2 protein-coding genes are annotated in these 1026 nt (G+C 36.1%); both read left to right on the top strand.

Going from position 1 to position 1026, the window contains the following annotated elements; translation table 11 throughout:
- On the top strand, positions 1-292 hold a 292-nt coding region (locus tag ACFVS6_RS43000), incomplete at its 5' end, for a hypothetical protein (protein ID WP_389711980.1).
- Positions 267-1026, top strand: a 760-nt coding sequence (locus tag ACFVS6_RS42995; RefSeq protein ID WP_389711979.1) for a tyrosine-type recombinase/integrase, incomplete at its 3' end; no start/stop codon positions are given. The genes ACFVS6_RS43000 and ACFVS6_RS42995, both read left to right, overlap by 26 nt.

Raw genomic sequence — 1026 nt, 5'->3', positions numbered from 1 at the left:
ATATGACACATACGATCCTCTTGTATATGAACGTACTTCTCTTTTGAAGGACTCCTTTGTCATTCAAAACGAATATAACGGAATTTCATTAGACAACAATCGTGAAGACAACGGCAAGGATGTTGCTACGGTTGTTGAGACTGGTCAAGGGTACACGTATCCAGATAAATACGGTTATGGTTACGGAAAACCTCGTCCAGTCATGAAGAATACTGCTGAATCCTTAAAAGATGGACGATTAGTTGCTGCTATGAAAAAAGATTTAAATGCAAGTGGTATTAAAACAGAATAACGGTGGTGTATTAATGGCCAGAAAAAAGATAGCATATGCAACAAAAGAAAAGGTCAATAAAATTAACCCCAAAAATGCGGAATTAATCCGAAAGTATTTTGTCTTTAAAAACATGAACCTTTCGGAATCCAGTAAAGTGGGATATCAATCAGATTTCAATCAATGGCTGGTATACATTTTAGAGAATTACAATAATCAGCACATTGTGGATATTATTAAAGAAGATCCTGATGATATGGTTGATTTAATTGAAGACTTTGTTGCATTCTGTACCAGTATTCTAGGTAATAATGAACGAAGAATTCAGAGACGAATGAGTAGCATTAGCTCATTCTTTTTATTTTTAAGGAAAAAACGTAAGATCAAAGAGAATCCCGTTGACTTCTTGGACAGGCCTAAGGCTGGAACTGGTGAAAAACTTCAAATTAAACAGACCTTCCTAACAAAAGAACAAGTCGAAGAAATCAGAAAAGGACTTAAAAAGAAGGAAAATATTCAGTTAGAGCTCTTCTTTGAATTCGGTCTCTCCACGATGGCCAGAGCTAATGCCATAAGCAACGTAAAAGTTGAACAAATTGACTTTGAAAGACTTCGGGTGGAAGATGTCATTGAAAAAGAAGGATACAAAGTCACGCTCTTCCCTTCTCAAAGAGCTATTGATCTTGTTAGGGAATGGCTGGAGTACAGATCCGAAAACGGAATTGAATGCGAATATCTTTTCATAACAAAGTACC

Source organism: Streptomyces sp. NPDC057939, from assembly GCF_042887545.1.
In the GTDB taxonomy this organism is placed as follows: Bacteria; Actinomycetota; Actinomycetes; order Streptomycetales; family Streptomycetaceae; genus Streptomyces.
This window is presented reverse-complemented; position numbering and strand designations above follow the sequence as displayed.